General features: G+C 69.3%; 1 protein-coding gene. It reads right to left on the bottom strand.

The genetic code is table 11. The features are described 5' to 3' along the window. Positions 1 to 130: 130 nt before the first annotated feature. On the bottom strand, positions 131 to 1,278 hold a 1,148-nt coding region (locus BRAS3809_RS22600), incomplete at its 5' end, for a bifunctional 2-C-methyl-D-erythritol 4-phosphate cytidylyltransferase/2-C-methyl-D-erythritol 2,4-cyclodiphosphate synthase (RefSeq protein WP_035657713.1).

Here is a 1,278-nt window from a genome sequence, read left to right as displayed (position 1 = left end):
CGCACCGCGATCGCGGTGAAGAACTCGACTTTCACTCACACGTGGCGGCCAGCGCCCAGCCACCTAACTTTTATCGTCCGACACAGACGGAAGACGTCGCCTTTCGCACCAGCGCGAGCGCCACCTGCGACTACACACCCCACGGCAACCTGATCGTCGCGCTCGCCGTCGCCGCGATGCCTTCCTCGCGGCCGGTGAAGCCGAGGCGCTCGCTGGTGGTGGCCTTGACTGCGATGCGCGAGATGTCGACGCCGGAGATCTCGGCGATGCGGGCGCGCATCTGGTCGCGCAGCGGGCCGATCTTCGGGCGCTCGCAGATCATCGTCACCTCGAGATTGGCGACGCGGCCGCCGCGCGCGGTCACGCGCTCGATGGCATATTTCAGGAACTGGTCGGAGGAGGCGCCCTTCCACTTCATGTCGGAGGGCGGGAAGTGCGAGCCGATGTCGCCATCGGCCAGCGCGCCCAGAATGGCGTCGACCAGGGCGTGCAGGCCGACATCGCCGTCGGAATGGGCGAGGAAGCCCTTCGTATGCGGCACGCGCAGGCCGCACAGCCAGACGTGGTCGCCCTCGCCGAAGGCGTGCACGTCGTAGCCGGTGCCGGTTCGGATGTCGCCGAGCGCTGCCGCGAGCCGCGCTTCCTCGCGCACGAAATCTTCCGGGGTGGTGAGCTTCATGTTGGCAACATCGCCCTCAAAGGTCGCAACCGTCAATCCCGCCCATTCGGCGATCGCCGCATCATCTGTGAACTCGGTGAGGCCCTCGCGCGCCGCGCGGCGATGCGCCTCCAGGATGGTGTCGAACTTGAAAGTCTGCGGCGTCTGGGCGATGCGCAGCTTCGCGCGCTCGGGTGTCGCGGTGATGTCGCCGCCGGTTCCGACTTCCTTGACCGTGTCCGTCACCGGCACCACGGGGATCGCGGCGCCGGTCTTGCTGGCGGCCTGAATCGCGCGCGAGATCACCGCCGGCGTCACGAACGGACGGGCGGCATCATGGATCAGCACGATGTCCGGCTTGTGCGGCACCAGCGCCTCGAGGCCCGCGAGCACCGAGGCCTGGCGAGTCGCGCCGCCCTGCGCGGGCGCCTCGTGACGGAGGCCGGAGACGGCCGCGTTGAAGACGTCGATGTCATCGGGGTTCACCACCGGCTGCACGACCGCGACCTCGGGATGCTCCGCAAAGGCGGCGAGCGCGCGATGGATGACGGTGCGGCCGCCGACCGTGCGATATTGCTTCGGACCGCCGGCGCCGGCGCGCAGGCCGCGTCCGGCCGCGA

Origin of the sequence: Bradyrhizobium sp. STM 3809 (assembly GCF_000239795.1) — a bacterium.
In the GTDB taxonomy this organism is placed as follows: Bacteria; Pseudomonadota; Alphaproteobacteria; order Rhizobiales; family Xanthobacteraceae; genus Bradyrhizobium.
Note: the sequence above shows the minus strand (reverse complement) of the source record. Positions and strands in the feature narration are given on the sequence as shown.